This window comes from Mycobacterium adipatum, assembly GCF_001644575.1.
Lineage (GTDB): Bacteria > Actinomycetota > Actinomycetes > Mycobacteriales > Mycobacteriaceae > Mycobacterium > Mycobacterium adipatum.
This window is the reverse complement of sequence record NZ_CP015596.1, coordinates 1,062,579-1,084,705: the sequence shown is the minus strand read 5'-3', so window position 1 is coordinate 1,084,705 and position 22,127 is coordinate 1,062,579. Positions and strand designations below refer to the sequence as shown.

The window sequence follows — 22,127 nt, the reverse complement described above, 5'->3', positions numbered from 1 at the left end:
GGCAGACCCGGGCCGCCCACAGGATTCAGCCGGTGTATTCCAGGGTGGTCATCATCCCGGCGTCCATGTGGTATCCGTTGTGGCAGTGCAGCATCCATACGCCCCAGTTGTCGGCGACGAATCTGACGGTGACGGTCTGCATGGGCCTGACGATCACGGTGTCCTTGCGGGGGCCGGCACTGCCGTCGGCCTTGATCACCTGGAAGGTATGGCCGTGCAGGTGCATGGGATGGAACATCATGCTGGCGTTGGCGAAGGTGAGGGTGGCGCGCTGGCCCCGCTGGATCGTCAACGGGACGTGCTGGTCATAGGGCCGGCCGTTGATCGCCCAGTCGTAGCGCATCATGGCGCCCGACAACCGGGCGTGCAGGGCGAGGTCGCTGGTCGAGGGCAGCTGGACTTCCGTTGTGGCCGCGAAGGTATCGACCGTGCCCACCCGGCGGTTCAGTTCCGCCGGCCGGTAGTCGGGGGGCGGGGAGCTACCCGCCGCGGTGGACAGCAGAGCGCGGGCAACCGCGTTCTTGCCCTCCGCCGACGCGACCAAGGGGAACACGCCGTCCCCGGCGGTCACGATGACGTCGTAGCGCTCCCCCATGCCGAGTAGCAGGGCGTCGACATCGGTGGGCACCACCGGGAAGCCGTCGGTCCCGATGACCGTCATCCGGTGCCCGGCCAGCGCGACCCGGAACGCGGTGTCGGCGGCGGCATTGATGATGCGCAGGCGGATGCGCTGGCCCGGCTTGGCGGTGAACGTCGTCGCCGCGGCCGGGACTCGTCCGTTGACGAGGTAGTACGGGTAGCTGACGTCGCCGCCGTCACCTCCGAGCAGGTCGCTGGCGGACTCGCCGCCCATTCCCGGCATATGCCCCATGTGGCCCCTGCCCGACATGCCCGGGGACCGCAGCCCCGCGTAGATCTGTTCGGGGCTGCTGCCGACTCCGGAGGTCCAGTCGTCGAGCATGACGATCCACTCGGCGTCGTAGCGGCCCGGCTCGGCGGGGTCGTCGATGATGACCGGCACGTACAGCCCGACGTCGGTGTCCAGGCCGGTGTGCGGATGGGCCCAGTAGGTGCCCGGCACGGGCGAGGTGAATCGATAGGTGAAGCTCCCCCCGGGGGCGATCTCGGGGGTGGCCGGCGCGGCGCCGTCCATGTCGTTGCGCAGCGCGAGTCCGTGCCAGTGCACCGACGTCGGGCGGTCCAGGGCGTTGTCCACGGTGACGGCGATCTCGTCGCCGACGTTGGCTCGGATCAGCGGCCCGGGAAGCTGGTCGTTGTAGGCCTGGGTGGGCGCCGTGATCGCGCCCAGATCGAGGACCGCCGGTCCGGGGGCGAGCCGCGCGCTGACCGTCTTCCCGGTGTGCGGTCGGGCGGCTTCGGCCGCGGCGATCGCGTCGGCGGGGGTGCCGCCGTTCGGGGCGGGGGTGGAACGGCCGCAGGCGACCACGGCGGCGCCCCCGAGCAGGCCGGCGGCGAGGAAGCCGCGCCGGCTCAGCGCCGTGCCGGCACGTGCCTTTCTGGTCATCCCGGTCCTCCCGCCGCCGACGTTGTCCCTCGACTGTGCGCCGGGTCGCCGACGGGTTTGGTGTCGGTGCGGTCAAGATTCGTTCAAGGCGTGCGGCCGTCGGCGGGACGCGGTGCGCAGAAGCAACGACTCCCGGGCGTAACGCTCATGCCGCGGGAGTCGTGGTGGTGCTGGTGTGCGCCCGAAGGGATTCGAACCCCTAACCTTCTGATCCGTAGTCAGATGCTCTATCCGTTGAGCTACGGGCGCTCGGGTCTTGCTGGTGGAGCTTTGTCTTGCTGGTCGAACTATTCAGTTATGCAGCGGAGGCGAGAGGATTTGAACCTCCGGTCCGCTTTAAGGCGGACAACTCATTAGCAGTGAGTCCCATTCGGCCGCTCTGGCACGCCTCCTGAACGATCTGAGGGTACCGGACCCCCGGAACCGCCGAGCGCACAGATTACACAGGCTGGACGGCGGAAGGCAAAGCGCGTCATCGCGCACCCCTAGAATGGCTGGGTGACCGCCCGTCTGCGACCCGAACTGGCCGACCTACCGGCCTACACGCCGGGCCGCACCGTGCCCGGCGCCATCAAGATCGCCAGCAATGAGACCGTGCACGCGCCGCTGCCCAGCGTGCTGGCCGCCATCACCGCATCCGCCCAGACCATCAACCGGTACCCCGACAACGGCTACCGCGATCTGCGTGAGCACCTGGCCAAGCATGTGGACTTCGCGCCGGAGAACATCTCGGTGGGCTCGGGCTCGGTGAGTCTGTGCCAGCAGCTCATCCAGATCACCTCCACGGTGGGCGACGAGGTGATGTTCGGCTGGCGCAGTTTCGAGATCTACCCCCTGCAGGTGCGCACCGCCGGGGCGACCCCGGTGGCGGTGCCGCTCAAGGATCAGACCCATGATCTGGACGCCATGCTGGCCGCCGTCACCGATCGCACCCGGCTGATCTTCGTCTGCAACCCCAACAACCCCACCTCGACCGTCGTCGAACCGGCCGCCCTGGAGGCGTTCGTCGCCGCGGTCCCCTCCGACGTCCTGGTCGTCATCGACGAGGCCTACGTCGAGTACATCCGGGACGGTCTGCTGCCCGACAGCCTGGGCCTGGTCCGTCGGCACCCCAATGTCGTTGTACTGCGCACCTTCTCGAAGGCCTACGGGTTGGCGGGGCTGCGCATCGGTTACGCGGTGGCCGATCCGGACATCGTCACCGCGCTGGGCAAGGTGTACGTCCCGTTCACCGCGACGACCATTTCGCAGGCCGCCGCGATCGCGTCCATCGACGCCGCCGACGAACTGCTGGCCCGCACCGATGCCGTCGTCGCCGAACGCGTCCGGGTGAGTGCGGCATTGCGTGCCATGGGCTACGAACTGCCCTCCTCGCAGGCCAACTTCGTCTGGCTGGTGCTCCCGGGGCGCACCGACGAGTTCACCAACGCCGCCGCCGACGACCGGCTGTTGGTGCGGCCGTACGGGCAGGACGGGGTGCGGGTCACCGTCGCCGCCCCGCACGAGAACGACGCCTTTCTCAGCTTCGCCGAAAAGTGGATCCGGGAGGAGTCGTGATGCGCACCGGAGTCGCCGTCGCGACCGGCCTGGTGGCGCTGGGTCTGCTGACCGGATGCGGGCGCAGCACCGACGGCACCGTCGCGATGACCACCGAACCGGGCCCGCCGCTGAGCTCGGAGCCGACGACCACCGGTAACCGCGGCATCCCCGGATTGCCGCAGATTCCCGGGCTCCCGGATATCACCATCCCGAACTTCCCGATGCCCGGCCAGGGGTCCGACGTCCCGGACGTGCCGGCCCCACCCGATGCCCTGACCATGAAATGCTCGGAGTTCAACGATCTCGACGCCGCGACCAAGAAGGCCGTTGTCAACGCGATCCTCGAACAGGAGGATTCGGTCCTCGGTCCGGACAATGTGGATATCGCCCGCTCGCTCGCCGAGGCGGTGTGCCAGTTCCTGACCGACAGCACGGTCAGCGAGGTGCTGCTCGGCGGGCCCGTTCCGTAGCGGGTTAGCCTTCACCCCATGGCATATGAATCCGTGACGGTGGAGATCGCCGACCATATCGCCCGGGTGACCCTGATCGGCCCCGGCAAGGGTAACGCGATGGGCCCCGCGTTCTGGGCCGAGCTGCCCGAGGTGTTCGGCACGCTGGACGCCGACCCCGAGGTGCGCGCCATCGTGCTGACCGGCTCGGGTAAGAACTTCAGCTACGGCCTGGACCTGGCCGCCATGGGCGCCACGCTGCCGGGCCTGGACGCCGGCGCCAAGGGCCGCCTCGACTTCCACCAGAAGCTGACCAAGATGCAGGGCGCCATCAACGCGGTCGCCGACTGCCGCACCCCCACCATCGCCTCCGTACACGGCTGGTGCATTGGCGGCGGGGTGGATCTGATCAGTGCCGTGGACATCCGCTACGCCAGCGCCGACGCCAAGTTCTCGGTGCGCGAGGTGAAGCTGGCCATCGTCGCCGACGTCGGCTCGCTGGCTCGGCTGCCGCTGATCCTGTCCGACGGACATCTGCGTGAACTGGTGCTGACCGGTAAGGATATCGACGCCGCGCGCGCCGAGAAGATCGGTCTGGTCAACGATGTCCATGCCGATGCCGATGCGGCCCTGGCCGCCGCGTACGCCACCGCCGCCGAGATTGCGGCCAACCCGCCGTTGACCGTGCACGGGGTCAAGGATGTGCTGGATCAGCAGCGCATCGGCCGTGTGTCGGAGAGCCTGCGCTATGTGGCGGCATGGAACTCGGCGTTCCTGCCGTCGAAGGATCTCGGCGAGGCGGTCACCGCGATGTTCCAGAAACGCCCGCCGCAGTTCACCGGGGAGTAATTGCTCCGCCGAGTTCTATTCGGGTGCTTGCGCTTTCAGTTGCTGCAACAACTCCAGCGACAGGAATGTCATCGGCCCCTTGTCCTCGAACTGGCCCGACACGTTGCCCGCGATCCCGCCGTGCACGGCAAGCTGACTCAATAGGTCCAACTTGAGCTGTGGGCTGCCCTCGGCGAAGTCAAGATCGGCCAGATCCACCCACACGATGTTGGGCCTGGTGGTGGACTCATAGACGTAGCGCTTGTTCGTCAGATCCAGCACCACCTGCCAGATCGTCTGGGAGGCATCGGGTTTCCCGGGGTCGGGGATGCGGAACGGCTGTGCCGCATTGCGGATCACCGAGAACATCGATGCGATGGCCTCGACCTGGCTTGCGGGCTCGGGTAGTCGGGAAACGTAGTAGCTGGCCCGAGCGAACCGGTCGGCGGCCAGCGTCGAACCGGGCAGCGGTTGCGAGCCGCCGAGCCCGGTGAACGTTTTCACCAGTTCCAGCTGTTGGTCGAAGGTCGGGGAGTTGGTCATGACCCGGTAGGACCGGTCGTGGTACACCTTCGCCGTGCCGTCGACGTACTCGATGATCGCCGAGTCCCCGGACGCATCGTCGAGTGCCAGGTGGATGGCCGGTGGGCCACCCCCGGTGGGATCGTCCATCTGCACGACCTGCACATCGGTCTCGGCGATCCACGCCACGGCATCGGCCACCGTGACGAAGTTGTCCAGGAAGTACTGCAGCCAGACGGCCTGACTCAATTGGGTCCGGTTGGCGTCCGGGGTGCCGTAGGTGGATTCGGCGAGCCACAACACATGCCCGGCCAGCCCGGCTTCGTTGAGGCCGTCGACGGAGATGATGTCGAAGGCGGTGGCGATCACGCTGCCGTACTTCGACGTCCAGCGCAGCTTGCCGGTGACGCCGTCGTCTCTGGTGATACCGCGGGGCTGTTTCCACAGGTTGGTCATCAGATCCTTGTGGAAATCCATGTTGCGGCCCACCAGAACAGCGCCGCCGGCCTCCGGCCAGATCACACGGGTGCACATGGCAGACAGCCTATCCAGCGACCGTCCCGGTGCGGTTCACAGCGACCATCGTGCCGGGCAGTTCGCACAGTCCCCGCGGGTACATTCGCACGCCCCACGGGCCGGAGAATCCCCGCGGTCGCCGCGCCGATGCTGCGGCAGCGCACCGCTGAGCAGGACCGCCGCGGCCGACATTGCTGCCATCGCCAACAGCAATTCATCTGTTATTGCTGATGACATCCCACCGTCCCACCGAAGCGACTTGAACTGCGGACCTTGCACCGAGGTGGGGTCCAGCCGTAGTTGCCGAGCACATATCAAGATCGTTACCTAGGACCATTACATGTGAGCTGCGGTCACGTCAATATGGTCCGGCACACACCGTGGAAATCGACGAGACGAACCGGCCGGTGCACAGAATTTCTACATCCACTGCACATCAAAATCTATGGTGGCAAAGGTAGACATTCGCACGCACCCACGTTACATTGAGGGAGTCAACAACAAAGAGGCGATCGGCGCGGGAGATGACGAACTACCCGCGAAGCAGGAGATCGACAGTGGCCCAGCAGTATCCACCGGTCACTCCACACCGGTCCGGGCCACTGCAGTGTGAAAGAGGAAGTGCCGAGGGGATCGATTCACTCGGCGGCAAGAAAGGAGGAGCTACCGTCGGATCGCCCGTAGAAGTCGCATCGGGCCGATACCGCAGCTACGAAGCAGTGTCGACAGATGGTAACCATCTCCTCAGGGCCGGCGGCCCGGCGCGTCACACGGCCGGGTTGCCGGCCCTTCTCTTTCCTGCGGTAAATTCCAGGCGTTGAATGGTTCCTCCGGTAAGGCCCTGGAAGGCGCTGTGGTAGCCCCGAAGAACACCCCCGGCACGACCTCCGGCGACAGGTTCGATGACGAGGACTACCCCGCTTACAGCATGGGTAGCGCCGCGCAGATGCTGGGAACCACGCCGGGGTTCCTGCGCAGCCTCGACGAGGCAAAGTTACTGACCCCGCAGCGATCCGAAGGCGGACACCGCAGGTACTCCCGCTATCAACTCCGCATCGCCGCGCGGGCCCGTGAGCTGGTCGACCAGGGCACTACCCTGGACGCAGCGTGCCGAATCATCATTCTCGAAGACCAACTCGCCGAAGCTCAGGCGATCAACGCCGAACTCCACAGTCGGTTGACAGACGCCGATGCCCCCACCGGCGAGGGCACCTGAGTTCACCGGCCCCTAACCGTGGCGACCGCGCACCGGCGACGAACGTTGGCGGTGGCGGAGGGATTTGAACCCCCGGACGGTGTTAGCCGTCTCTCGCTTTCAAGGCGAGTGCATTAGGCCGCTCTGCCACGCCACCGCGGACAAGCCTAAGCGGTCTACACCCGGCCGAGTTTCGCGGGCCGCCCGTCGGCCTGCAATCCGGCACTGATCCGGCGGCAGTTCTCCCCCGTCGCGGTGATCTGCGATCGGGACAGCCGGCCCAGGTAGTGGTTACGCACACCGGCGCTGTAGGTCTGCATCGCCTCGGCCAGCACGGCGCGACCGTCATCGGTGATCGTGGCCAGCACGCCGCGGCGGTCATCCGGGCTGGCGACCCGGGTCACCAGATTCAGCTTCTCCAGCCGATGGATCTGACGGGTCACCCGGCTGGGCAAGGACATCAGGCCTTCGGCGAGGTCGCCCATCCGCGCCGACCCACTGTCGGAACTGTCCAGGATGTCTAGCAATCGGACGTCGTTCAGCGCCAGCCCGTGGGCGTCGGCCAGCGACCTGTTCAATGTGGCATAAATGCGCAACGCCGAGTCCAGAAAGTTTTGCCAAGATTTCTGCTCAGCGATATCCAGCCCCGGCATGGTGCTTGCCGTACGCCCCCCAATAATCGCTTCCATCGCGCAATCGTACGGCTGAAGCGAGTAGTAGCGTAGGCCCAATGCGAGCCATCATTGCGGTTTCAACCGAACGTATGACATGGCAAGAAGTTCCTGACGTCGCAGCTCACGCGGGTGAAGTCGTGATCAAGGTGGCCGCGGCGGGAGTCAATCGCGCGGATCTGCTACAGGCCGGAGGTAGCTACCCGCCGCCGCCCGGGGCCAGCGACATCCTCGGGCTGGAGGTCTCCGGGACCATCGCCGAGATCGGCCCCGGCGTCACCGGCTGGTCGGTCGGTCAATCGGTGTGCGCTTTGCTGGCCGGCGGCGGCTACGCCGAGTACGTTGCGGTGCCCGCGGCGCAGTTGCTGCCGGTGCCCGCCGGCGTCGACCTGGTGGCGGCGGCGGCGCTGCCCGAAGTGGCGTGCACGGTGTGGTCCAACCTGATGATGACCGCGCGGCTGCGGCCGGGCGGGCTGCTGCTGATCCACGGCGGTGCCAGCGGAATCGGCACCCACGCCATCCAGCTGGCCCGCGCGCTCGGCACCCGGGTCGCGGTGACCGCGGGGTCGGCCGCGAAGCTGGCGACGTGCTCCGAACTGGGTGCGGAGATCCTGATCAACTATCGCGCAGAGGACTTCGCCGAGCGGATCCGCGAGGCCGGCGGCGCCGACGTCATCTTCGACATCATCGGGGCCAAGTACCTCGACCGGAACATCGAGGCACTGGCCGACGGCGGGCGCCTGGTGATCATCGGGATGCAGGGCGGCATCAAGGCCGAACTCAACATTGCCACGTTGCTCGGCAAACGCGCCGGGGTCATCGCCACGGCGCTGCGGTCACGACCGGTCGACGGTCCGGACGGCAAGGGCGCGATCGTCGAGCAGGTCACCACCAATGTGTGGCCACTCGTCGCGGCGGGCACGGTGCTACCCATCGTCGGGGCGGAACTGCCCGTCCAAGAGGCCGCCGAAGCGCACCGGCTGCTGAAGGCCGGCGAGGTCACCGGCAAGGTGCTGCTGCGGGTCGGCTGATCAGCCCAGCGAAGCGAGCACCCGGACCAGCTGGTCCACCTCGGCGGCGGTGCTGTAATGCGAAAGGCCGATCGTCACCGCACCTCCGATGTCGTTGACGCCCAGCGCATCCAACACACGGGAATGTTCGCTGCGACCCACCAGGATCCCGTTGTCGGCCAGTCGCTGGATGACCCGCTCGGCGGGCACACCCTCGACGGCCAGGCTCAGGACCGGGATGCGTTCGCCCGGGTTGCCCAGCACCAGCACCAGCGGCAGCGACCGCAGCGACGACACCAGGTAGCTGAACAGCCGATCCAGGTACAGCGCAGCCGATTCCATGGAGACCGCCAGCCGCTCCCGGCGGGACCCGGACGCCGCCTCGTCCAGATTGGCGAGGTATTCGATGCTGGCCACCACACCGCCGAGCAGACCGTATTGGTGGATACCGGTTTCCAGCCGTGCCGGGCCGGTGGCGTACGGGTTCAGTGACACCGAACTGAACTGCTCGATCACCGCGGGGTCACGGAACACCAGGGCCCCGATCGGCGGCCCGCCCCAGGCCACGGCGTTCAACGCCACCACATCGGCGTCGATGTCGTCGATATCGATCATCCGGTAGGGCGCGGCGGCGGAGTGATCCACGATCACCAGGCCGCTGTTCTCGTGCACCAGCTTGGTCACCGGGGTCAGATCCGTGACGGTGCCTAGCGTCGCCGACGCCGACGTGATCGCCACCAGCCGGGTGGGCGCCGTGATCAGGCCCTCCCACTGCCAGGGCGGCAGCTCGCCGGACTCGATGTCGACCTCGGCCCATTTCACCTTGGCGCCGTAGCGGTTCGCGGCCCGCAACCAGGGCGCGATGTTCGCCTCGTCGTCGAGTCGGGAGAGCACGATCTCGTAGCCGAGGCCCACCCGCACCGACGCGGCGTCGGCCAGCGATGTCAGCAGCGCCGCCCGGTCGGCGCCGAGCACCACGCCCTCGGGGCGAGCACCGACGAAATCGGCGATCGCCTGCCGCGCGGCGGCCAGCACCGTCGCGCTGCGCCGAGCCGACGGATGCGGCCCCGTGGCGATCGGCTTGGAGCCGCGGAACGCGGTCGAGACCGTGGTGGCCACCGAGTCCGGCAGCAGCATCCCGTTCTGCGCGTCGAGGTGCACCCAGCCGTCGCCCAGCGACGGGTGCAACCCCCGCACCCGGGCAACGTCGTACGCCATGTCAGCCACCTTAGAACGTCCGTGAAACACACAGACGAACACGCATTGGGTAAAGGATCCGGCCGCACCGCACGGTAAGGGCCGCGATCACATCGGCAGCCATACTAATGCAGTGGGCTTGTCATTCGGGGTGCTAATAGCCCTGTTGCTGTTGGTATGCCCCGGAGCCATGGTTGCTCGTGCCGCGAACCTGAGCTGGCCGGTCGCCTTTGCGGTGGGACCTGCGCTGACATACGGCGTCGTGGCGTTGGCGATCGTGCCGTTGGGCGCCGTGGGCATCCCGTGGAACGGCTGGACGGCCCTCGCGGCGTTGGCGATCGTGATCACCGCCGCGGCGGCGCTGGTGTTCGCCACGAGCCGTTTCACCGAGCCCGCCCCGCGCCCCCGCGGTTGGCGGGCCGGCATCGACGGTCCGGTACTGGCGGTTGCCGCGGGTGTCCTGATCGGCGCCGTGCTCATCGCGTGCGCGGCGTTGTCCGAGCCGGCCGACTGGCAATCCATCCCGAGCAACTGGGACTCCGTCTGGCACGCCAACACCATTCGCTGGATCCTCGAGACCGGCCAGGCCTCTCCCACCCACATGGGCGAACTGCGCAATGTCGAGACCCACGCCACCCTCTACTACCCGTCGGCATTCCATGCGCTGGCCGCGGTCTACAGCCAGCTCACCGGTGTGGCAGCGACCACGTCCTACACCGTCGGCGCTCTGACCGCCGCGATCTGGTTGTTCCCGGTCAGCGCCGCGGTACTGACCCGGCAGATGGTCGGCACCTGCGGCACCCGCTGGCAGACCGCGGCCGCCGCCGGCACCGCCGCCGCGCTGGCGGCCTCGTTCACCGCGGTGCCCTATGTCGAGTTCGACGTCGCGGCCATGCCCAATCTGGTCGCCTACGGCCTTGCCGGGCCGACAGCGGTCCTGGTCATCTCCGCGGTACGCCACCGCGACCGGATCCCGGTGGCGGTGCTCGCGTTGGTCGGAGTGTTCTCGGTGCACCTCACCGGCGGTGTCGTCGTGGTGTTGTTCGTCGCCGCGTGGTGGCTACTGGAGGCGTTGCGCCGGCCCGTGCACGGGCGCCGGTCCGATTTAGCGACCCTGCTCGGTATCGCAGCGCCCGCGGTGCTGGTGCTGCTTCCGCAATTCCTCGCTGTCCTCGGCCAGGCCGAGATCATCGCCGGGCACGCCTACACCGACCAGCTGGGCCGCCGCCGGGCGCTGTTCGCCGCGGTCGTCCAGCACACCCGCCACCTCAACGATTTCCCGATCCAGAACATGCTGATCGCGCTGGCCGGCGCCGGCGCGGTGCTGCTGTTGATCCGCCGCATCTGGTGGCCGCTGGCCGTCTGGGCGCTGCTGATCGCCTCGATCGTGCACTCCGATGCACCGTTTGGCGGGCCGCTCGGTGTTCTCACCGGCAAATTCAGTGACCTGTTCTACAGCGACCCGCGCCGGTTGTCGGCGGTGGTGACGCTGCTCTACACGCCGATGGCGGGTATCGCGCTGGCCGCGCTGGTGCTGGCGCTGACGCGTGCGCGCCGGGTGTTGGCCGCGGTGCTGCTGGTTGCGGCGGTGCTGGGACTGGCCTGGCAGTACTTCCCGAGACACCGTTTCCTGCTGGGCGAGAAGTATGACAGCGTGATGGTCGACGCGTTGGATCAGGAAGCGTTCGCGCATCTGGCCGCGCTCCCCGGCGCTCGCGACACCCTGATCGGCAACGCCAACACCGACGGCACCGCCTGGATGTATGCCGTCGCCGGACTACACCCGCTGTGGACGCATTACGACTATCCGGTGCAGCAGGGCCCCGGTGAACACCGCTTCGTGTTCTGGGCGTACGCCGATGACGCCGATACTGATCCCCGGGTCGCCGAGGCGGTGCACGCGCTCAACATCCGCTATGTCATCACCAGCACACCGGTGGTCCGCGGGTTCGTGATGCCGGACGGACTAGTGTCGCTAGACAGCTCACGGTCGTGGACGAAGATCTATGACAACGGTGCGTCCCGCATCTACGAGTGGCGCGGTGCCCCACCCGAAGCAGACAAGACGACAGGAAAGCAATGACGATCACCCCCGAAGAAGACGACAACGTCGAGATCCTCACCGGTGACGCCGCCCCGTCCGACGCGGACGACGACAAGGCGTTGACCGACCTGATCGAACAGCCGGCCAAGGTCATGCGGATCGGCACGATGATCAAGCAGCTGCTCGAAGAGGTGCGCGCGGCGCCGCTGGACGAGGCGAGCCGCAGCAAGCTGGCCACCATTCACCGCAGCAGCATCCGCGAGCTCGAAGAGGGCCTTGCCCCCGAGCTGCGGGAAGAACTGGAGCGCCTGACCCTGCCCTTCAGCGATGACGCCGTGCCCAGCGACGGCGAACTGCGCATCGCGCAGGCCCAGCTGGTCGGCTGGCTCGAGGGCCTCTTCCACGGCATCCAGACCGCCCTGTTCGCCCAGCAGATGGCCGCCCGCGCACAGCTGGAACAAATGCGTCAACTGCCCCCAGGGATGGTGCCGCAGGGGCAGCGCGGACCCGGCCACCCGGGCACCGGGCAGTACCTGTAGCCGCCCGTGTCGAACAGTCCGTTCATCTCCACCGAAAACGCCTGGGTGGAGTTCCCGATCTTCGATGCCAAGTCACGGTCGCTGAAGAAGGCGTTCCTGGGCAAGGCCGGCGGCACCATCGGCCGCAACGAGTCCAACGTCGTGGTCATCGAGGCGTTGCGCGACATCACCATGTCCCTGCAGATGGGCGACCGGGTCGGCCTGGTCGGCCACAACGGCGCGGGCAAATCGACCCTGCTGCGGCTGCTGTCGGGTATCTACGAGCCGACCCGCGGTTCGGCCACGGTGCGCGGCCGGGTGGCGCCGGTGTTCGACCTCGGCGTCGGTATGGATCCGGAGATCTCCGGATTCGAGAACATCATCATCCGCGGGTTGTTCCTCGGCCAGACCCGCAAGCAGATGCTGGCCAAGGTCGACGAGATCGCCGACTTCACCGAGCTGGGCGACTACCTGTCGATGCCGCTGCGCACCTATTCCACCGGTATGCGGGTGCGGCTGGCGATGGGCGTGGTCACCAGTATCGATCCCGAGATCCTGTTGCTCGACGAGGGCATCGGCGCCGTCGACGCGGAATTCATGAAGAAGGCCCGCACCCGCCTGCAGAGCCTGGTCGCCAGATCCGGAATCCTGGTGTTCGCCAGCCATTCCAACGAGTTCCTGGCCCAGTTGTGCAAGACCGCGATGTGGGTGGATCACGGCACCATCAGGATGACCGGCGGTATCGAAGAGGTCGTCGGCGCCTACGAGGGTCCCGACGCCGCCCGCCACGTGCGCGAGGTGTTGGCCGAGAATGCGCGCGATGACCACAATGTCTGAGACGGTGATCGCGGTCATCGTCACCCATCGCCGGGTCGAGGCGCTCGCGGTGTCGCTGGCGGCGGTGTGCACGCAGACCCGGCCACCCGAGCACGTGATCGTGGTCGACAACGACAACGACCCGCGTGTGCACGATCTGTTGGCATCCCAGCCGGTGCCGTCGACCTATCTCGGGTCGCACCGGAACCTCGGCGGCGCAGGTGGTTTCGCGCTCGGCATGTTGCACGCGCTGTCTCTGGGTGCGGACTGGGTATGGTTGGCCGACGATGACGGCCGGCCCGCCGACGACTCCGTGCTGGCCACGCTGTTGGCTTGTGCGGCAAAGTATTCGCTGGCCGCGGTGTCCCCGATGGTGTGCGATCTGGACGATCCGCAGCGGCTGGCGTTCCCGCTGCGGCGGGGGCTCGCATGGCGCCGGCACGTCTCGGAACTGAAGGTCGATGCATCCGACGACCTGCTACCCGGGATCGCCTCGCTGTTCAACGGCGCCCTGTTCGCCGCGACCACCCTGGAATCCGTCGGCGTGCCGGATCTGCGGTTGTTCATCCGTGGTGACGAGACCGATGTGCATCGCCGCCTGGTTCAGTCCGGCCTGCCCTTCGGCACCTGCCTGGACGCGGCCTACCTGCACCCACACGGTGCCGATGAGTTCAAGCCGATCCTCGGCGGACGCATGCACACCCAGTACCCGGACAACGCCGCCAAACGTTTCTACACCTACCGCAACCGGGGATATCTGCAGGCGCAGCGCGGCCTGCGGCGCCTGGTCCCCCAGGAATGGCTGCGTTTCGGCTGGTTCTTCCTGGTGACCCGCCGCGACCCGGCCGGTCTGCGGGAGTGGCTACGGCTGCGAAAGCTGGGGCGGCACGAGAAGTTCGAGAGGTTTCAGAGGAGCAGCACCCCATGACTTTCGTTGACGCGGCAGCCGATTCCAAGACATTCGCCCGCGCCTGGGGCGATCTGACGGCCGGGTTCGGTAAGCGCGAACTGTGGCTGCATCTGGGCTGGCAGGACATCAAGCAGCGGTATCGCCGCTCGGTGCTCGGCCCGATCTGGATCACCATCGCCACCGGCACCATGGCCGTGGCGCTGGGTGGGCTGTACTCCAAGCTGTTCAAGCTCGAGCTCTCCGAACACCTGCCCTATGTCACCCTCGGCCTGATCATCTGGAACCTGATCAACGCCGCCATCATCGAGGGCGCCGATGTGTTCGTCGCCAACGAAGGTCTGATCAAACAGCTGCCCACCCCGTTGAGCGTGCACGTGTACCGACTGGTGTGGCGGCAGGTGCTGCTGTTCGCGCACAACATCATCATCTTCGTGGTGATCGCGATCATCTTCCCGCAGCCGTGGAAGTGGACCGATCTGACGTTCATCCCGGCGCTGTTGTTGATCGTGCTCAATTGTGTCTGGGTCGCCCTGGTTTTCGGCATCCTGGCCACCCGTTACCGCGATATCAGCCCGCTGCTGTTCAGCCTGGTGCAGTTGCTGTTCTACATGACCCCGATCATCTGGAACGACCAGACGCTGCGCGACCAGGGCGCCGGCGGCTGGGCCAAGATCATCGAGTTCAACCCGCTGCTGCACTATGTCGACATCGTCCGGGCGCCGCTGCTGGGCGCCGACCAGGAACTGCGGCACTGGATTGTCGTGCTGGTGTGCACCGCGATCGGCTGGCTGGCCGCCGCGTTCGCCATGCGTCAGTACCGAGCGCGCGTGGCGTACTGGGTGTAAGCGTGACCGACGGCTTCGTCGGTGTCACCGGGCGGTCACCCGGCTGACACCGACGATTCGGATCCGGCGCGTTCAATGGGATCCCATGACCGAGACCGTCACTCCCGAGAACACCGTGCCCACCGCCACGCCCGCCACGGACAGCTTCATCGATGCCGAGATCGTGCCGGCCGTCGAGGAGGCCGCCGCAGTGGAAGCCGGTATTCGGCGCCGCGCCAACGCCCTTCGCGAAGCCCTGGAACGCCAACTCGGCGCCGGCGGGGATCTGAGCGAGCAGTTGCTCGGCGCCACCACCGACGCCGGCGTCGCCGTGGTGGAGTCCCCGGCCCGGGTGATCGCCGCGATTCGCAGCGGTGCCACCCTGCCGGCCGCGCTCAGCGAGACCGGTGACGCCGTCTCGGATTCCGTCGCCGCGGCGGGCAGCCAGATCCGCACGGCCGTCGGCGAATACGTCGGCCGGCAGGCGACGCTGCCCAACGCCGTGATCGCCGGCACCGCCGAGGTGGCCGGTGCGCTGATGCGGGCCCAGGGTGAGCTGGCCTCGTGCGCCGTCGACGGGGCGTTGGCCGTGGCCATCACCGCCACCCGTCGCGGTGATGTCCGCGATGCCATCGATCGCGAGTGGAGCGAGTTCAACGCCACCGCGGTGGAGTGGCGCGATGCCGTCGAAACCCGTATCTCGGCGGCCCGACAGTCCATCCAGGACGCCATCGCTTAACGTGCCCCTGGTGGGCATCTCTCTGGCAGCACCGGACGGCACCGAACTCGTCGCCGAGGTGACGGGCACGGGCCCACCGGTGGTGTTCGTGCACGGATCCAACGGCGGGCTGGACTCGTGGACCGATATCGGCGATCGCCTGGCGGGCTATCGCATCGTGCGGTACGCGCGCCGCAATCACCAGCCCAGCGGGGTCGGACCGGCCCCCAACGGTTTCGCCGCCGAGGCCGGCGATCTGCAGACGGTGCTCACCGCCGTGGGACGCGCTCATGTGGTGGGCGGTTCCTACGGGGCGACCGTCGCGCTACACGCCGCGCGCGCCGACGCCGAGCGCATCGCGTCACTGGCGCTGTTCGAGCCGCCACTGCTGCTGTCCGGGCCGCACCTGGCGCCGGTCATCGAGCAGTACCAGCGGCTGTTCACCACGGTGCGGTACGCCGACGCGCTCGAACTGTTCCTGCGTGAGGTCGCCCGCATGCCGGCCGAAGTGCTGGCCGACGGGCCGCCGATCCCGGATGACCCGGTGGCGGCGATGGCCGCGCTCGCCGACCTGGAGGCGATGGCCGGCGATGACACCGACACCGGGCGTTGGGCGTCCATCGGGGTGCCGGTCCTGCTGATGCAGGGGGGCCGGAGCTGGGCGCCGCTGCCCGAGGGCATGGATCTGCTGGCCGCGGCGCTGCCGCGGGCCGAGCGCGTCAGCTGGCCCGATCAGTCCCATTTCGCCACCGTGACGGCGCCCGATCTGGTGGCGGCAGCGCTGCAGACGTTCCTCGATTCCCGTGTCAGTGGGTCGACGTAAAATCGCATGTATGTTCGAAGAGTCGACGGTCCTGACGCACCTCGACTCCGCGCGCGACCAGTTGCGCGCCGAACGCACAGCGGTGGCCGCGAAGATTCTGGAGGCGGGCAGGTTCGCCCTGGCCAGGATGGCCGAGTTGGGGCACGCGTTCGAGGACATGATCGTCGATGACTGGGAACTGGTGGCCGCGGAGCTGGGTGCTGAACTGGGGATCAGCCGCGGGCGGGCCTGCACCCTGATCAGCCAGGGCCGGGACCTGCTCACCCGGTTGCCGAAGTTCGCCGACACCTTCGCCACCGGCACCGTGGACCTGCGCGTGCTGCGGGTCATCCTGCACCGCACCGCCCTGATCACCGATCCCGACGTCATGTCGGTCATCGACGCGCACCTGGCCCAGGCAGCACCGGCATGGAATGCGCGCTCGGATGAGCGCATCACCGAACTGGTCGACTGGCTGGTCATTGATGTCGACCCTGAGGCGGTGCGCCGCGCCCGTAGCGCCCGCCAGTCCCGCAGGGTGAGCGTCGAACCCGTCGGCGAGGGCATGGTCGAGATCCACGGCCGCGTCGACGCCGCCAAGGGCGCGATCTTCGATCAGCGCCTCGATGAACTGGCCCGCACCACCTGCCCCGATGACCCCCGCACGTTCGATGAGCGCCGCGCCGATGCCGTCGATCTGCCGGCCCTGGGTGCCACCGCGTTGCCGTGTGAGTGCGGTAAGGACACCTGCCCAGCCGCGGGCAACGAGGCACCCACCGGCCATATCGTCCTTCACCTGCACGGTGACCGCGACACTGCCGAAGGCCGCTCGGATCGTCCGGCCCTGCTGCCCGGGTATGGGCCGATTCCGGCCGAGCAGGTCCGCAGGATGGTCCCGCGGGCCGAGGTTCGGCCCGTGCCGGCAGCGGCCGATCTGGGAACCGAGGGTGGCTACCAGCCATCCCGCAAGCTCACCGAGTTCATCGGGTGCCGTGATCTGACGTGTCGCTGGCCCGGCTGCACTATCCCGGTTGCGCGTTGCGATATCGACCACACCATCGCGTGGCCCTACGGACCCACACATCCGTCGAACACCAAGTTGTACTGCCGAATCCATCACTTGATCAAGACATTTCATTGCGGGCCGCACGGTTGGCGCGATCAGCAACACCCGGACGGCACCATCACCATCACCGCCCCCAACGGCCGGGTGTACACCACCAAGCCCGACGGCGCGCTGTTCTTCCCCCAGCTCGACACCCCCACCGCGACGCTGGTGCTGCCACCGGCACCACCGCCGAGCCGACACCGTGAACTGGCCGCCCCCAAACGCACGCGCACCCGGGCGCAGAACCGCGCCTACCGAATAGCCCACGAACGGGCGCTGAACCGCGCCGACTACGAAGCCAACCCGCCACCGTTCTGAACCGGGCACTTCGGGCGCCGGTAGTACGTTGTGCGCATATGAGCATCCCGCCATACCAGCCGCCCCTGCCACCGACCACCGGAGCCGGCAACACCCTGCTGTGCCCCAAATGCGCGGGGGTGATGAAGACCTATGAACGTAACGGCATCCACCTGGAGCAGTGCGATTCGTGCCGCGGCATCTTCCTCGATTTCGGTGAGCTGGAATCGCTGACCCAGATGGAGAACCGGTTCGTGCAGTCGCCGCCGCCCCCACCACCCGCCCAGTACGGACATGACTACAACTACGGGCCGGGCTGGGGCCATCGCGGCAACAAGCACTACCGCAAGCAGGGCTTCGGGCGGCTGTTCTTCTCCAGTTAGGGCTGCGGGACCGCGGGCTCGGACGGCGCAGGCTTCAGCACCGCCGGGCGGTAGCGCTCGGGAAGCGCCCGCAGACCCACGGCGACGACCGCCAGGATGGTGGCGGTGCCCAGGGCGACGCCCCAGAAGGGCAGTCCGGTGAACACGTTCTCCAGCAGCATGAAGACACCGAACAGCAGGAACAGCGCCGCCGCACCGATCTGGATCGCGCGCTCCGGGAGGTGTTTGCCGGCGACGGCGCCCACCACGATCGCCAGCCCGTCGGCGGCCACCATGCCCAGCGTCGACCCGATCCAGACGCCCAGCCAGTCGTTGTCGGCGGCCAGCGTGATGGTGGCGAGCATGGTCTTGTCGCCGAGCTCGGCGAGGAAGAACGCCGAGGTGACCACGAAGAAGGCAATCCCGGACGCGCGCTGCACCCGGCTCTTCTCCTCATCGCTGAGGCTGTCCCCGCGCAGCGTCCACAGCCCGAAGAAGACGAACATCGCCCCGGCGATGATGCCGAGCAGATGTCCGGGTAGGGCCGCGCCCAGGTAGTGACCGATGGCGACGGACAGCACGTGCACCAGCGTCGTCGCGGCGGTGATCGCACCCAGCACCACCCACCAGCGGTAACGCAGCGCGAAGGTCATGGCCACCAGCTGGGTCTTGTCGCCCAGCTCCGCCACGAAGATCACGGCGAAGCTCAACAGGAGCGCGGAGATCACGGAACAACTCCTCGATCAGTGGCTTCCGGCGAGGATCAAAAGCTGCCTCCGGCCGGTAACCAATACGGTCTGCAACGGCCGAAGGTCTCGCCCACCGGCAACTGCCGGTTCGATGACCGGGCTTCGCGTACACCGCGACGCCAGTATGTCGATCAACCGATTTGGGGGCTACTCCCCTTCGTGCCACCAGCTTGACACACCGCAACCGGTATCGCAAACCGTGGAGGGTTGAAAGATGTTACGTATCAATAGTTTTCAATGACCCACAGTGAAAGTTCGAGAACTCGAACAATTCAGTTCCGGTGGCACTCAGCCCATCCTCGCGCAGGCCGCAACCAGCAGGTCGTCGTCGGGATGGTTGGCTGCCGCGGTGATCACCGCGGCGCGGGCGAACGGATCCAGCGCCGGCCACGGGTCGCCGTCGGGCAGCGCCGGGCCACCGGCCTGGCGGTAGCCCCGCACAAAGGCCTGCCAGTCGCCGTCGGGCACCATCCCGGCGGCCCAGAAGCCGGCCGGCCGGGCCAGATCCCAACGGGGATCCCCGACGCCCAGATCATCGATATCGATGAGCACATAGCGGCCGGCGTCGCGACCGAGCTGTCCGAGATGAAAGTCGCCGTGCGCCAGCGTGACCGGGCCGACCGGGAACGTCAGAAGTGCGGCCGCACGGCGGATGACACCGGCGACGGCACCCCGGTCCAGCCGGTCCACACCGCGAGCCAACCGCGCGGGTGCACCGTGCGCAACCGCGAAGCCGTCCAACGGTTCCCGGTGCAGCCGCGCGAGCAGTGCACCGGCCTGCGCCCAGGGCAGCCCGATGGGGTCCTGCTCGACCATCTCGATGCGCGGCCACCGGGTGAGCCACCGGTCCCCCACCGCTTCGGGTTCGGTGCTCAGCGGTGACAACAGCTCCGGGCAACGCGCGGCGACCCGCAGGCGCTCACGGAGCGCCCACGGGTCGGTGCCCGGCAGATGAAGCTTGGTGACTAGCGACGCGGTGCCGGCATCCGGGTGGCGACGTTGAACCGGTTCCATGCATTGATGGTGACCGCCATGGCGATCACCTGGGCGAGTTCCTTCTCACCGAACACCGCGGCGGCCTTGGCGTAGACCTCGTCGGACACGTGGCCGTGGTGCAGCTCGGTGATGGCCTCGGTCAGTTCCAGGGCCGCCCGCTCCCGCTCGGTGAACAGGTCGCCGGCCTCTTCCCACGCCGCGACGAGCGCCAGTCGCTGCTCGGTCTCACCCTGCTTGCGGGCGTCGGCGACATGCATGTCCAGGCAGAACGCACAGTGATTGATCTGCGAGGCGCGGATCTTGACCAGCTCGCCGATGGTCGGGTCGATGTCCTTGGCCGATGCGGTGGACAGCTTCATCATCGCGTCATAGAGCTCCGGGGACACCTTGTAGATGTTCAGGCGGTCGATGGCGGCGGGGTGCTGCAGTGTCTGCGTCATGCCAGCAACGCTAGGCGGTTAAAGAACCATTTACATGGTTCAATTCCTATGTGAGTTCATGGGCCAATTCTGGCTCGCGGGATCTGCATCTGGACCTGCGGCACGCCATCCGACCGGGCTCGCGGGGCGCCCGGGATGCGCTGGTCGAAGCGCTGCGTGCCGCCATCCGCTCCGGTCGCCTCACCCCCGAGACCATGCTGCCACCCTCGCGCACCCTGGCCGCCGACCTCGGGCTGTCCCGCAACACCGTCGCCGACGCCTATGCCGATCTCGTCGCCGAGGGGTGGCTGTGTTCCCGGCAGGGTGCGGGCACCTGGGTGATCAACTCCCGGACCGGGCCACCGCCGCCCCGCCCGCGCGGTGTCACCACCACCCCGACCCACAACCTGATGCCGGGCTCCCCCGACGTCTCCCAGTTTCCCCGCAGCGCATGGCTGGCGTCGACCAAGCGAGCGCTGACCGCCGCGCCCAACGAAGCACTGCGGATGGGCGATCCGATGGGACGCATCGAATTACGCCTTGCCCTCGCCGAGTACCTGGGACGGGCCCGTGGCGTCCGCACCACCCCGGACGAGATCGTGATCTGCGCGGGCACCCGACACGCCGTCGAGATCCTGGCGCGTGTGCTGGGCGGACCCGACAAACCCGTCGCTGTCGAGGCCTACGGACTGTTCCTGTTCCGCGAGGCGCTGGCCGCGATGGGCGTGCGCAGCGTCCCGATCGACGTCGACGACGACGGGGCGGTGATCGCCGACCTGGACCGCACCGCCGCCGGCGCGGCGCTGTTGACCCCCGCCCACCACTTCCCGCACGGCGTGCCGCTGCACCCGGCCCGCCGCAAGGCGGTGCTGGACTGGGCCCATCGCACCGACGGCTACCTGCTGGAAGACGACTACGACGGCGAATTCCGCTATGACCGCCAACCGATCGGATCGGTGCAGGGGCTCGACCCCGACCGGGTGGTCTACCTCGGTTCGGCCAGCAAGAGCCTGTCCCCGGTGCTGCGGCTGGGCTGGATGGTGCTCCCGGCCGCCCTGGTCGACCGGGTGGTCACGGCACTGGGCGGCCAGCAGTTCTATGTGAATGCCGTGGCACAGCTGACCATGGCCGACTTCATCGCAAAAGGCAGCTACGACAAGCACATCCGCCGCATGCGCATCAGCTATCGACGCCGCCGCGATCTTCTGGTCCAGGCGCTGGAACCCTTCGATGTCGGCCTGCGCGGACTGTCGGCCGGTCTGCATCTGCAACTCACCCTGCCCGAGGGCACCGAAGCCGAGGTGATGCGGCGCGCCGGCGAGGCGGGTATCGCCCTGTCCGGGTTACGGCTGCTGCGCCACCCCGATGCGGGCCCGCAGACACCCGGCGCCGACGGTGTGGTGGTCAGCTTCGGCACCCCTGCCGATCACGCGTTCGGTCCGGCGGTCGACGCGCTGTGCCGGGTGCTCGGCGGCCTCACTCGCTGAGGGTCCGCAACTCCGCGGTCAGATTGCGCCGCGCCGCGTCCTCCCACAGCCGGCGTGCGTCCGGAGTGCGGTACAGCGACGGCGCGGCCAGCAGGGCGGCGATGACACGGGCCCGGCCGGCCCGGAAGTCCGCATCCGGGACGTGCCCGTACTCGGCGCGCACCCGCGCCGAGTTGCGCCGGTACTCCGCGGGCTCCAGCGCCAGCACCGCCAGATCCGCATCGGAGAGCACCTGTCCGTTGCGGTCGGAGGGCCCCGGATCATGCTCGACGGTCAATCGGACCAGCCGCGCCACCTCATCCACCAGCTCGGCAGGCAGCCCGAGGGCACTCAGATCGGCCTCGGCCAGCACCGCGCTGTTCTCCTCGTCATCGGGGGCGCCCGCGTAGACCGCGTCGTGATACCAGGCGGCCAGCCGCACCGCATCGGGATCGTCGGCGAATCCGGCCAGGTCGTCGACGGCGTCCAGGACGCCCAGCAGATGAGCCACATCGTGGTAGTGGCGGTGCGGTTCGGACCAACGGGCCAGCAGCGCCGCACCGACGGCGGCGATATCCGGCGACACGCTGTGGCGCGTAAGCAGTGCACGCCACTCGTGGAGCAGATCGGTCACGCGCCCATTCTC

23 protein-coding genes and 3 tRNA genes are annotated in these 22,127 nt (G+C 67.9%); 15 read left to right on the top strand and 11 right to left on the bottom strand.

What is annotated here, in order from left to right; all coding sequences use genetic code 11:
* Window positions 1–25: 25 nt before the first annotated feature.
* From A7U43_RS05005 to A7U43_RS04995, 3 genes are all read right to left on the bottom strand, one after another.
* Entirely contained in the window at window positions 26–1,525 is a 1,500-nt protein-coding gene (locus A7U43_RS05005) for a multicopper oxidase family protein (RefSeq protein WP_067991858.1), read from the bottom strand.
* A 176-nt stretch (window positions 1,526–1,701) separates the two neighbouring features.
* Window positions 1,702–1,774 (bottom strand) — tRNA-Arg (locus A7U43_RS05000).
* A gap of 54 nt (window positions 1,775–1,828) precedes the next feature.
* Window positions 1,829–1,917 (bottom strand) — tRNA-Ser (locus A7U43_RS04995).
* 106 nt (window positions 1,918–2,023) lie between these two features.
* Here A7U43_RS04995 and hisC point away from each other — a divergent pair.
* Genes hisC through A7U43_RS04980 form a run of 3 tightly spaced genes read left to right on the top strand, consistent with a single transcriptional unit; the run spans window position 2,024 to window position 4,362 of the window.
* On the top strand, window positions 2,024–3,082 hold the full coding sequence (gene hisC / locus A7U43_RS04990; RefSeq protein WP_067991854.1) for a histidinol-phosphate transaminase: 1,059 nt from the start codon (window positions 2,024–2,026) through the stop codon (window positions 3,080–3,082).
* On the top strand, window positions 3,082–3,534 hold the full coding sequence (locus A7U43_RS04985) for a hypothetical protein (protein WP_067991851.1): 453 nt from the start codon (window positions 3,082–3,084) through the stop codon (window positions 3,532–3,534). Before hisC ends, A7U43_RS04985 begins: the two co-directional genes overlap by 1 nt.
* An 18-nt stretch (window positions 3,535–3,552) precedes the next feature.
* Complete coding sequence (locus A7U43_RS04980) at window positions 3,553–4,362, top strand: crotonase/enoyl-CoA hydratase family protein (RefSeq protein ID WP_067991848.1); 810 nt, start codon at window positions 3,553–3,555, stop codon at window positions 4,360–4,362.
* A gap of 15 nt (window positions 4,363–4,377) precedes the next feature.
* Here the strand turns inward: A7U43_RS04980 and A7U43_RS04975 are convergent, their stop codons facing one another.
* The gene (locus A7U43_RS04975) at window positions 4,378–5,397 is read right to left on the bottom strand and encodes a linear amide C-N hydrolase (protein ID WP_067991844.1); all 1,020 of its coding nucleotides are present in this window, start codon (window positions 5,395–5,397) and stop codon (window positions 4,378–4,380) included.
* 823 nt (window positions 5,398–6,220) lie between these two features.
* Here A7U43_RS04975 and A7U43_RS04970 point away from each other — a divergent pair.
* Window positions 6,221–6,595, top strand: coding sequence for a MerR family transcriptional regulator (locus A7U43_RS04970; RefSeq protein WP_082902369.1), 375 nt, complete (start codon window positions 6,221–6,223; stop codon window positions 6,593–6,595).
* Window positions 6,596–6,641: 46 nt separating this feature from the next.
* On the opposite strand, the gene A7U43_RS04965 is transcribed toward A7U43_RS04970, so the two are convergent.
* Together A7U43_RS04965 and A7U43_RS04960 are read right to left on the bottom strand one after the other, a co-directional pair.
* Window positions 6,642–6,731: transfer RNA gene (locus tag A7U43_RS04965), tRNA-Ser, on the bottom strand.
* Window positions 6,732–6,750: 19 nt separating this feature from the next.
* Window positions 6,751–7,263, bottom strand: a complete 513-nt coding sequence (locus tag A7U43_RS04960; RefSeq protein ID WP_067991838.1) for a MarR family winged helix-turn-helix transcriptional regulator — start codon at window positions 7,261–7,263, stop codon at window positions 6,751–6,753.
* 41 nt (window positions 7,264–7,304) lie between these two features.
* Here A7U43_RS04960 and A7U43_RS04955 point away from each other — a divergent pair, with 41 nt between their 5' ends.
* Window positions 7,305–8,276, top strand: a complete 972-nt coding sequence (locus tag A7U43_RS04955) for an NAD(P)H-quinone oxidoreductase (protein WP_067991835.1) — start codon at window positions 7,305–7,307, stop codon at window positions 8,274–8,276.
* Here A7U43_RS04955 and A7U43_RS04950 read toward each other — a convergent pair whose 3' ends face one another.
* Complete coding sequence (locus A7U43_RS04950) at window positions 8,277–9,473, bottom strand: cysteine desulfurase-like protein (RefSeq protein WP_067991832.1); 1,197 nt, start codon at window positions 9,471–9,473, stop codon at window positions 8,277–8,279. It abuts the gene before it with no gap.
* A gap of 112 nt (window positions 9,474–9,585) precedes the next feature.
* Here A7U43_RS04950 and A7U43_RS04945 point away from each other — a divergent pair, with 112 nt between their 5' ends.
* From A7U43_RS04945 to A7U43_RS04905, 9 genes are all read left to right on the top strand, one after another.
* Window positions 9,586–11,535 (top strand): DUF6541 family protein, encoded by a 1,950-nt coding sequence (locus tag A7U43_RS04945; protein WP_067991829.1) that lies wholly within the window; start codon window positions 9,586–9,588, stop codon window positions 11,533–11,535.
* Window positions 11,532–12,035 carry a bacterial proteasome activator family protein gene (locus tag A7U43_RS04940; RefSeq protein ID WP_067991827.1) on the top strand — a complete coding sequence of 168 codons (504 nt, stop codon included), beginning with the start codon at window positions 11,532–11,534 and terminating at the stop codon, window positions 12,033–12,035. The genes A7U43_RS04945 and A7U43_RS04940 overlap by 4 nt, the downstream gene beginning before the upstream one ends.
* 6 nt (window positions 12,036–12,041) lie before the next feature.
* Window positions 12,042–12,851 carry a galactan export ABC transporter ATP-binding subunit Wzt/RfbE gene (wzt, locus tag A7U43_RS04935; RefSeq protein WP_067991824.1) on the top strand — a complete coding sequence of 270 codons (810 nt, stop codon included), beginning with the start codon at window positions 12,042–12,044 and terminating at the stop codon, window positions 12,849–12,851.
* Complete coding sequence (glfT1, locus tag A7U43_RS04930) at window positions 12,844–13,758, top strand: galactofuranosyltransferase GlfT1 (RefSeq protein WP_067991820.1); 915 nt, start codon at window positions 12,844–12,846, stop codon at window positions 13,756–13,758. Before wzt ends, glfT1 begins: the two co-directional genes overlap by 8 nt.
* Window positions 13,755–14,585, top strand: a complete 831-nt coding sequence (gene wzm, locus A7U43_RS04925) for a galactan export ABC transporter permease subunit Wzm/RfbD (RefSeq protein WP_067991817.1) — start codon at window positions 13,755–13,757, stop codon at window positions 14,583–14,585. The genes glfT1 and wzm overlap by 4 nt, the downstream gene beginning before the upstream one ends.
* An 85-nt stretch (window positions 14,586–14,670) precedes the next feature.
* Window positions 14,671–15,303 (top strand): hypothetical protein, encoded by a 633-nt coding sequence (locus A7U43_RS04920; protein ID WP_067991814.1) that lies wholly within the window; start codon window positions 14,671–14,673, stop codon window positions 15,301–15,303.
* Window positions 15,304–15,313: 10 nt separating this feature from the next.
* Window positions 15,314–16,105, top strand: coding sequence for an alpha/beta fold hydrolase (locus tag A7U43_RS04915; protein WP_068001936.1), 792 nt, complete (start codon window positions 15,314–15,316; stop codon window positions 16,103–16,105).
* A gap of 10 nt (window positions 16,106–16,115) precedes the next feature.
* Window positions 16,116–17,510, top strand: a complete 1,395-nt coding sequence (locus A7U43_RS04910) for an HNH endonuclease signature motif containing protein (protein WP_067991811.1) — start codon at window positions 16,116–16,118, stop codon at window positions 17,508–17,510.
* Window positions 17,511–17,548: 38 nt separating this feature from the next.
* Window positions 17,549–17,872, top strand: coding sequence for a TFIIB-type zinc ribbon-containing protein (locus tag A7U43_RS04905; protein ID WP_067991808.1), 324 nt, complete (start codon window positions 17,549–17,551; stop codon window positions 17,870–17,872).
* Here the strand turns inward: A7U43_RS04905 and A7U43_RS04900 are convergent.
* The 3 genes from A7U43_RS04900 to A7U43_RS04890 form a co-directional block, all read right to left on the bottom strand.
* Window positions 17,869–18,579 carry a TMEM165/GDT1 family protein gene (locus A7U43_RS04900; RefSeq protein WP_067991806.1) on the bottom strand — a complete coding sequence of 237 codons (711 nt, stop codon included), beginning with the start codon at window positions 18,577–18,579 and terminating at the stop codon, window positions 17,869–17,871. The genes A7U43_RS04905 and A7U43_RS04900 overlap by 4 nt on opposite strands.
* Before the next feature lie 309 nt (window positions 18,580–18,888).
* Window positions 18,889–19,614, bottom strand: a complete 726-nt coding sequence (locus tag A7U43_RS04895; protein WP_067991803.1) for a phosphotransferase family protein — start codon at window positions 19,612–19,614, stop codon at window positions 18,889–18,891.
* Window positions 19,566–20,036, bottom strand: a complete 471-nt coding sequence (locus tag A7U43_RS04890; protein ID WP_067991800.1) for a carboxymuconolactone decarboxylase family protein — start codon at window positions 20,034–20,036, stop codon at window positions 19,566–19,568. Before A7U43_RS04890 ends, A7U43_RS04895 begins: the two co-directional genes overlap by 49 nt.
* Before the next feature lie 50 nt (window positions 20,037–20,086).
* Here A7U43_RS04890 and pdxR point away from each other — a divergent pair, with 50 nt between their 5' ends.
* Window positions 20,087–21,502 carry a MocR-like pyridoxine biosynthesis transcription factor PdxR gene (pdxR, locus tag A7U43_RS04885; protein WP_067991797.1) on the top strand — a complete coding sequence of 472 codons (1,416 nt, stop codon included), beginning with the start codon at window positions 20,087–20,089 and terminating at the stop codon, window positions 21,500–21,502.
* Here pdxR and A7U43_RS04880 read toward each other — a convergent pair.
* Complete coding sequence (locus A7U43_RS04880; RefSeq protein WP_067991794.1) at window positions 21,492–22,115, bottom strand: HD domain-containing protein; 624 nt, start codon at window positions 22,113–22,115, stop codon at window positions 21,492–21,494. The genes pdxR and A7U43_RS04880 overlap by 11 nt on opposite strands.
* Window positions 22,116–22,127 lie beyond the last annotated feature (12 nt).

Excerpts from the sequence above, each read along its gene's own strand:
- A7U43_RS05005 (WP_067991858.1), bottom strand. The coding sequence starts at position 1,525 with ATGACCAGAAAGGCACGTGCCGGCACGGCGCTGAGCCGGCGCGGCTTC.
- A7U43_RS04985 (WP_067991851.1), top strand. The coding sequence starts at position 3,082 with ATGCGCACCGGAGTCGCCGTCGCGACCGGCCTGGTGGCGCTGGGTCTG.
- A7U43_RS04980 (WP_067991848.1), top strand. The coding sequence starts at position 3,553 with ATGGCATATGAATCCGTGACGGTGGAGATCGCCGACCATATCGCCCGG.
- A7U43_RS04975 (WP_067991844.1), bottom strand. The coding sequence starts at position 5,397 with ATGTGCACCCGTGTGATCTGGCCGGAGGCCGGCGGCGCTGTTCTGGTG.
- A7U43_RS04960 (WP_067991838.1), bottom strand. The coding sequence starts at position 7,263 with ATGGAAGCGATTATTGGGGGGCGTACGGCAAGCACCATGCCGGGGCTG.
- A7U43_RS04955 (WP_067991835.1), top strand. The coding sequence starts at position 7,305 with ATGCGAGCCATCATTGCGGTTTCAACCGAACGTATGACATGGCAAGAA.
- A7U43_RS04950 (WP_067991832.1), bottom strand. The coding sequence starts at position 9,473 with ATGGCGTACGACGTTGCCCGGGTGCGGGGGTTGCACCCGTCGCTGGGC.
- A7U43_RS04940 (WP_067991827.1), top strand. The coding sequence starts at position 11,532 with ATGACGATCACCCCCGAAGAAGACGACAACGTCGAGATCCTCACCGGT.
- glfT1 (WP_067991820.1), top strand. The coding sequence starts at position 12,844 with ATGTCTGAGACGGTGATCGCGGTCATCGTCACCCATCGCCGGGTCGAG.
- wzm (WP_067991817.1), top strand. The coding sequence starts at position 13,755 with ATGACTTTCGTTGACGCGGCAGCCGATTCCAAGACATTCGCCCGCGCC.
- A7U43_RS04920 (WP_067991814.1), top strand. The coding sequence starts at position 14,671 with ATGACCGAGACCGTCACTCCCGAGAACACCGTGCCCACCGCCACGCCC.
- A7U43_RS04910 (WP_067991811.1), top strand. The coding sequence starts at position 16,116 with ATGTTCGAAGAGTCGACGGTCCTGACGCACCTCGACTCCGCGCGCGAC.
- A7U43_RS04905 (WP_067991808.1), top strand. The coding sequence starts at position 17,549 with ATGAGCATCCCGCCATACCAGCCGCCCCTGCCACCGACCACCGGAGCC.
- A7U43_RS04895 (WP_067991803.1), bottom strand. The coding sequence starts at position 19,614 with ATGGAACCGGTTCAACGTCGCCACCCGGATGCCGGCACCGCGTCGCTA.
- A7U43_RS04890 (WP_067991800.1), bottom strand. The coding sequence starts at position 20,036 with ATGACGCAGACACTGCAGCACCCCGCCGCCATCGACCGCCTGAACATC.